Genomic DNA, 8,219 nt, shown 5'->3' with positions numbered 1-8,219 from the left:
CTAAATAAAAAAAGTCCATAGACAACGGCTAAGATTGTAAATGGACTTGTTTGGTGGAGAATATCGGAGTCGAACCGATGACCTCTTGCATGCCATGCAAGCGCTCTAGCCAGCTGAGCTAATCCCCCGTTGGGACGGCAAAACTAACAAAAAGTTGATAAACAGAAAATATAATTCTTGCATACGGGTTATTGATAACGTTTTGCTGAAATTTGCAGCAAAATCATTCATAACTTTGTAACTTACAATTTGTAATATATTTTATTTAAAATTGCTGTATGGACGAAGAATCGGCTTTTATGCGATTTTGGCTATTTGTGAAGCGGCAATGGTTATTTCTTTTCCTGCCCTTGTTTCTTGCCGCAGCTTATTTTTATACCTCGTCTTTAATCACTGAATATAAAGTAAGTTCGCGTATTGCCCTGAAAAACCTGGAAGGCCAAACGGCTGCAAGCCAGCTAAGGTCAAAAGCCCTGGTTGGAAAAGCTTTAAGCCAGTTGTCATATCAGGTAAGTTTTTATAACGATACTGCTCCTCAAAAAGAGGTATTCCCGGATTCGGTACCGTTAAAGCTGGAGTTTGTTAATATACCTAATTCAAAACCGACCGGCCAAATGGCAGTTCAGGCACTTGACAACGGGCAGGTTGCGCTTACCAATGGTGACACTATTAAAAATTATGCTTATCGTGAGTTGATTTCCGGGCCCTACGGCGATTTTCGGGTAATTAGCAATGGCGGGAATAAGCCGGATAATCAAAATTATATCGTAAAGATCAACGATAGTACTCAGTTATACAGCCATTTTTATGAAGGGTTGCAGGTAGAGGCCGATCAGCAAGGAAATGGGTTGACGGTAAGCATTACAGATCCGAATGCACAAAAAGGGGTTGTTTTTTTACAGACCTTGTTTAAGGTTTATAATGGGTTAAATCAACAAAAAATCACTTCGGAAATTTATACGGAGACTGCGCCCGTTAAATCCAGGAATAATGCGGAAACAAAAGCGCCGCAAAGCCTTGCCGCCTTGCATGAAAAAGCAAGAAACCTGAATGAGGAAATTTCAACATTAAAGGCCCGAATGCTTACCCTTCCAAAAGGCGGAGCTAAAGATGAAATAACCTCTACCCATGATCAGGCAAAAATATATCGGGAAATGTCGCCCTATATCAAGAAGCCGGTTAAGGAATTTGTACAGGTTCCGCATGCAAACGAGGTTAATGATGCTGATCTGGATGAGGAGGTAAGCCAGTATAATGAAGCGCAGTCATACCGTCGCGAATTGATGAACAATGGGCAGCACAACAAAGCTCAGATCGATAGTTTGAACAGACGACTGGCAGTTTTACAAAGCGAGATCGTACTAAAGTTAAATAAAGATATCAAAGATACGCCTGAGGGGCATCATGCCGACCCCAATCCTTCGGCGTTAAAAGAAAAGATCGCTTCTAAACAGGAGTTGCTGGCGGCTGTAAATAAAGAGATCGCCCGTGCCGATCAAAAACCTGAAGTGAAAACGACGGCTAAATTGACTGCCCCCGCAAAGATAGTCGCAGAAAATGTTGCCGAACCGGCTTTGGTTATTGTATCCGGCCCCGAAAAAAATATTGCTGTTTTGCCTCCCAACTACCTGCTTTATTACAGCAGCGCATTGCTTGCCGGACTATTTGTTCCCTTTTTCGCATGGGCGGCTCGCAGAATGGGTAGGGCCCGACCTGGGCTTATAGACAAAGAAAAACTGGCCGAAAAATTACAGGATATTTTTGCAGTAAAGCAGATCGACTAGTCATCTTCTCCAAATTACTTCTCATTACGGTTTTTGTAAAACATTGAATATTAATAAATTATTTATATCATTTTTCATTTGCCGATTTTTTTTTAAATTTAAACGAAATTAGTTAACCCGATCTACCAATTGCCAGGGTTCTACTCTTGGTCGACTATTGATATCTATGAAGAACAGTTTACTCGTATTCCTGCTCCTATTTGCAGCTATCCGGGGATCAGGCCAATGTACTTTAAGTGTTAATCTAACTTCCTCTGGCCCCGCAATATGTTCAGGAGGAAGTGTGGTGTTGTCCGCCAACGCATCGGCCGGGACTGCTCCCTATTCGTATGCCTGGAGTACCGGTGAAACTACCAGTAGTATCAGTGTCAACAAGGCAGGTACCTATACCGTTATTGTTTCGGATAAAACTCCTGGATGCACGTCAATTAAGCAAACTATAACTATTGTCAACGGTGTCGCACCAGCAGCTCCGACAGCGGCCAATGCGATCGCCTGCCTTAATTCATCTGCGACACTCACAGCGACTGCACCAGGAGGGACTTACCAATGGTATGATGCTCCGGTAGGTGGAAATTTCCTGGGAACAGGGTCCACCTTTATCACACCCGTGATAGTTACTGATCCCACAATTTTTTATGTACAAACAACACTAAACGGTTGTACTAGTCCGAGGACACCGGTCACCGTAAACCTGCAACCTAATCCCGGCAAGAGTAATGCAACCGTTTGCTCCGGTGATCCGGCAACGCTGGTTGCGGGAGGTGTGGGCACATTTGCATGGTATAATAACAGCAATGGTACGGGTACGCCGGTTGGTACAGGCAATACATTCGTTACCCCGCCCTTGTTCGCTACAACTACATATTACGTAGTTTTAACTGGTCCTACAGGATGCTCGAGTGCACCTGTCGCAGTTGTAGCTACGGTTACGCCGCCCCCCGCGGCACCAGTCGCTGCCGGTACGTCGGTATGCTCAGGAAGTGCGGTCACGCTACATGCCACAGGTGCGGGCACGCTTGATTGGTTTACATCAGCTTCCGGCGGAACGTCATTGATATCTAGCCCCGATTTTACCACACCACCGCTAAATGCAACAACTACTTATTATGTACAATCTACCGTAAATACCTGTGTTAGTCAGCGTACACCGGTGCAGGTAGTAGTTAATGCAATTCCACCAGCACCAACATTTGCTGCTATCGCTCCAATTTGTGCCGGTTCAAGTATAACACTGACGCCAACTGGCCCCGGTGGGACCTATAAATGGTATAGCGCAGCTGTGGGAGGCGTGTTGCTTGCCTCCGGACCTTCGTTTACAACACCGGTGCTTAACAGTACAACGAGCTATTATGTACAGGATGTAAGCGGGTGCGGAAGTGCATTAACTCAAGTTGACGTGGTTGTGAATGCACTCCCGGCAGCTCCTTCAGCATCAGGACAGTTTATTTGTTCGGGTACATCGGCAACATTAACTGCTACTGCACCGGGTGGCATTTATCAATGGTACGATGCTGCGGTTGGTGGCAACCTGCTCTTTACTGGCGCGACCTTTGTTACACCCGCCCTTGCAGCAAATACAACCTACTTTGTACAAACTACAGTTGCTGGTTGCACCAGCGCACGAACGGCCGTTTCTGTTAATATTCTTGCCCCACCGGCTGCACCTGTAGCACCTGGCGCAACCATTTGCCCGGGCAGTATAGCTACTTTGAGCGCAACGGCACCTTCCGGTAATTATGGCTGGTATGATGCCCAGGTCAACGGTAATTTATTAGCCACCGGCTCTGTTTACAATACGCCTGCAATCAATGCAAATACATCATACTATGTTGAGGCAATCAACGCTTCCGGATGTTCGAGTACGCGTACTCAGGTACTGGTGACAGTTAGTTTACCACCTGCTGCTCCAACTGTAAATCCAATTCCCGCAGTTTGTCCGGGAAGCCATGCTACATTAACTGCTGTGGGTGCAGGTACTATCAACTGGTACGATGCCGCTGTTGGCGGAAACTTATTATTTACCGGCGCCACATATACTACCCCTGTATTAGCTGCATCAACCAATTATTGGGTTGAATCAACAACTACATGCCCGGGGGCGCGAACTCAGGTTACCGTTAATGTAACCGCTGTTGCTAGTCCTCAGTTTAAATATTCAACGGCAACTTTTTGTCCAACGGGACCCAACCCAAGCCCGGTTATTAATAACCCGCTTGGAGGTACATTCAGTGCAGCACCTGCCGGTTTGGTATTTGTAAGTACCGCTACCGGTCAGATCAATCTTTCTGCCAGCACACCCGGTACCTATACAGTATCATTCCTTGGCAATGGCGCCTGTCCGGTTACGAATACCGAAGTTATTACCATAACCAGTACGCCAAATGCCCAGTTCTCCTATGCCGGACCATATTGCCCCAACCTGGTAAACGTTGCGCTGCCAACATTTGCTCCCGGCGCAAGTGCAGGAGTTTTTTCTGCGAGTCCGGCAGGTTTAGTATTTACTAATACCAACACTGGTCAGTTCGATCCTTCTGCTTCCACGCCTGGCACCTATACGGTAACCAACACCATAGCTGCGAGCGGAACCTGTTCATTGTCAACATTTAGTGCAACGGTTGTTATCAATCCTCCGATATTTATATCAGCCGGGCCTAATCAATCGGTGGCATCAGGTACACCGGTTACATTAGCTGGTTCAATCAGCGGAGCTGTAAGCACCGGTACCTGGTCTGGCGGTACGGGTTCATTTTCGAATCCAAATGCTTTGAATGCAATATATACGCCCGGGCCCGGAGAAGTCAGCGCTACGCTTACGCTTACTTCGGCTACTCCGGCAGCACCATGTACCATATTGTCGCGCACGGTAACCATCAAGTTTAATGCTGTACCAACTGCGCCTACTGCGCTAGGTACTACTGTTTGTCCGGGTAGTGTTGCCACTCTAACTGCGACTGCGCCAGGTGGAACTTATCAATGGTACGATGCCAACGTTAACGGTACGCTTCTGCAAACCGGTCCAACATTTGTTACCCCTCCCATTGTTGCCAATACGAGCTATTATGTACAAACAACTGTCGGAGGGTTCACCAGTACAAGAACTAAGGTTACTGTTATACTGAATACCACACCCGCCGCGCCAGTCGCTGCCGGGGTTCCTACGTGCTCGGGAAGTTCCGTTACCCTGACAGCCTCTGGTTCGGCAGGTGGTTACGAATGGTACGATGCCCAAACCGGTGGTAATTTATTATCTACCAATAGCACCTATACAACTACCACGCTGACTGTTCCTACAAGCTATTATGTACAATCAGTAGTGAACGGTTGCCCAAGTACCAGGACAAAAGTGGATGTTACTATATTGCCTGTTCCGAATATAACAAGTGCTTCTACAGGCAGTATTTGTAGCGGAACCGCACAGAACTATACGATAACTTCGAGTGTTGCCGGGGCTACTTTTACCTGGAGCAGGGCTGCTGTTGCTAATATAAGTAATCCTGCTGTTGCAGGTCAGAATACTGCACTTATTAACGAATCGCTCATTAACACCGGGAATAGTCCGGTCAACGTGACCTATGTTATTACTCCGACTGCAGCCGGATGTTCGGGAACTGCATTTGATTATGTGGTTACTGTTAACCCTTCACCAACCCTCAGTAGTAATCCAACTGCCTCGGTATGCAGCGGTTCTTCGGTTGCCTATACAATCGCTTTTAACAATCCGGCAGGAGTAACGTTTACCTGGAGCAGAGCAGTTGTGCCTGGTATCAGCAACCCTGCCATAGCAGGTCAAGCGTCAAATACGATCCAGGAATCGCTTTTTAATACAACCAATGCCCCAATTGTTGTAAATTATGTTATTAACTACCAAACTGCCAGTTGTACGGGGTTAGTGTTTACACTACCGGTAACAGTTAACCCTACTGCAACAATTACAAGCTCTCTGGTTGGCACAGCATGTACAGGAGTGGCTCAGAACTATGCGATCACTTCCAATGTTGCAGGAGCAACTTACTCCTGGAGCAGGCAGCCTGTGCCGGGCATCAGTAACCCGGGCGTGCTGGGGCAAAATTCTTCTACTATAACCGAAACGTTGATCAACAATACCGCACAACCTGTAGTTGTAACCTATGCCATTACGCCAATATTTGGGGCTTGCAGCGGTACTCAGGTTTTGTATATTGTAACAGTTTACCCTACCGTTCCTACACCTACGGCCAATAACAATTCGCCAGTTTGTGTCGGAACTACGCTCAATTTGCAGAGTCCATTGATACCAGGAGCAGTTTACCACTGGTCGGGCCCTAATAATTTTTCATCGACGTTACAAAATGTTGCAATTCCAAATGTAACACTGGCAGACGCTGGCATCTATAGTTTGTATATAACACTTAATGGCTGTCAGAGCCCGACAGTAACAACTAAAGTTACTATTGACCCGCCACCTATTGTAGATCCCGGGGTCGATCAGCCTGTCTGTGTTAATACAGCCTCGGTACAACTGGCAGGTTCGGTGAGCGGAGGGACAACCACGGGCGTTTGGTCTACAAGCGGCACAGGCACCTTTTCACCCGCGGCAAATGTGTTAAATGCCCAATATCTCCCATCTGTTGCCGATCAAAATTCGGGCGCTGTTACGCTTACTTTGGCATCAACCAGTAAGGATAATTGTAGTGTAGTGACCAAGTCGATCACGATCACGTTTAAATCGCCATCCATCACCAGTCACCCTACCGATCCAACATGTTCAGGCACGGCGTTAAACTATACCATCACCTCCGATTTTCCTAATGCCACATTCACCTGGTCGAGGGCAGCTGTGCCTGGCATAAGTAATGCCCCGGTAGTTGGACAAAATACCGCTACGATCACCGAAACGCTCATCAACAATACCAATAATCCTATAGCTGTACCTTATATTATCACGCCGGTGGCAGGTACTTGTCCGGGTGCACCATTTACATACACTGTTACGGTAAATCCTATTCCTGCGGTACCAGCACCAACTTCTAATTCGCCGGTATGTACGAATACTGACATTCATTTAAAGGCACCTGCTATTCCGGGAGCAACCTATTCGTGGACCGGCCCTAATGGATGGAAATCTAATTTGCAAAATCCAAGTATCGTCAATGCGATCTTTGTTAATAATGGTACCTATTTTCTTACAATTACAGTTAATGGCTGTACTAGTCCTCCGGGATCTACAGATGTTATTGTCGATCAATTGCCATTGGCAACAGTTGGTAATAAACAGATAACCGTTTGCCCTTCTGTAAACCCTATTGCTATTACGGGTACTGTTTCGAGCGTGTCACATACAGGGCTATGGTCTACCAACGGCTCGGGTACTTTTTTACCTGCACCAACCAGTTTAAACGCTCAGTACATACCATCGGCACAAGATGTTGCTGCCGGGGGAGTAACCCTCACCTTGTCATCAACCACACCTGATAATTGTTCAATATCGACCGATCAAACTGTTGTAAAATTCCAACTATTGACCGCAGTTACGGCGGGTAATAGCCAGTCAGTTTGCTCGCAAAGCGGAGCTAAACTTGGCGGGAAAATTACAATACCGGGTGGTGGCGTCTGGAGCTCGTCTGGCACGGGAAGTTTTAGCCCCAGTGCATCACAACTGGATGCAACTTACTACCCAAGTGCAGCTGATATTGCAGCTGGTTCGGTGGTTTTAACGCTTACAGCAAATGGCGCTGGTACTTGTTATATTCCAACGGATCAATTGACAGTTAAGTTTATTCCGCCACCAACAGTAAGCATTAAAGGACCGGTTTATGTTTTGAAAGGCCGTACCGTAACCCTGGTACCAACCGTAAGCGATCCTAATGTTACCTATGCCTGGTCGCCTAATGTAGATATCAGCAGCAATACCGCTGCCGAGCCGGTCATTACAGGCAATGTTGACCAAACCTACACGCTGAATGTTATTGATGCCAGAGGTTGCATAGGCACTGCTACAGTAAATGTGATCGTATCACCGTTGATCAACGTGCCCAATAGTTTTACCCCAAACGGCGATGGTGTTAATGATCTTTGGAATATTAAAGGATTGGAAGCTTATTCACAGGCGACCGTTGATATCTTTGACCGGAATGGTCAAAAAATATTCCATTCTGTAGGGTATGGTGCCGCCTGGGATGGAACGTATAATGGAAAGCAAGTGCCTTACGGTGTTTATTATTATATCATCGACCCCAAATTTGAAGGACTTCGTGTAATTTCCGGTTACGTTACTGTGATACGTTGATCAAAAAAAATTCAAGACTATGCAAGGGTTTTCGATTGTCCTGATCGAATAAAATTTCCTTTGTATTAAGCTATAGGGCCAGTTTTAGGGATTTTTTTAAAAAAGTAAAGCCCCTGATGGGCAGGGGCCTTTACTAACCAATTATAAACCTAAATTATGAGAAGACT

The 8,219-nt window shown here is 46.2% G+C and carries 2 protein-coding genes and 1 tRNA gene; 2 read left to right on the top strand and 1 reads right to left on the bottom strand.

Annotated elements, in window-relative coordinates; genetic code table 11:
• Positions 1-51 precede the first annotated feature (51 nt).
• Positions 52-128: transfer RNA gene (locus tag QZY09_RS11830), tRNA-Ala, on the bottom strand.
• A gap of 150 nt (positions 129-278) precedes the next feature.
• On the opposite strand from QZY09_RS11830, the gene QZY09_RS11825 reads away from it, so the two are divergent.
• Positions 279-1,784, top strand: a complete 1,506-nt coding sequence (locus tag QZY09_RS11825; protein WP_295672642.1) for a hypothetical protein — start codon at positions 279-281, stop codon at positions 1,782-1,784.
• A gap of 166 nt (positions 1,785-1,950) precedes the next feature.
• The gene (locus QZY09_RS11820) at positions 1,951-8,052 is read left to right on the top strand and encodes a PKD-like domain-containing protein (RefSeq protein ID WP_295672640.1); all 6,102 of its coding nucleotides are present in this window, start codon (positions 1,951-1,953) and stop codon (positions 8,050-8,052) included.
• Positions 8,053-8,219: the final 167 nt, after the last annotated feature.

Origin of the sequence: uncultured Mucilaginibacter sp., assembly GCF_903913935.1 — a bacterium.
Lineage (GTDB): Bacteria > Bacteroidota > Bacteroidia > Sphingobacteriales > Sphingobacteriaceae > Mucilaginibacter.
The sequence above is the reverse complement of the archived record's forward strand: the minus strand, read 5'-3'. Positions and strand labels throughout refer to the sequence as shown.

Bases quoted from the DNA above. Each gene is read 5' to 3' on its own strand.
- QZY09_RS11825 (WP_295672642.1), top strand. From the start codon at position 279: ATGGACGAAGAATCGGCTTTTATGCGATTTTGGCTATTTGTGAAGCGG.
- QZY09_RS11820 (WP_295672640.1), top strand. From the start codon at position 1,951: ATGAAGAACAGTTTACTCGTATTCCTGCTCCTATTTGCAGCTATCCGG.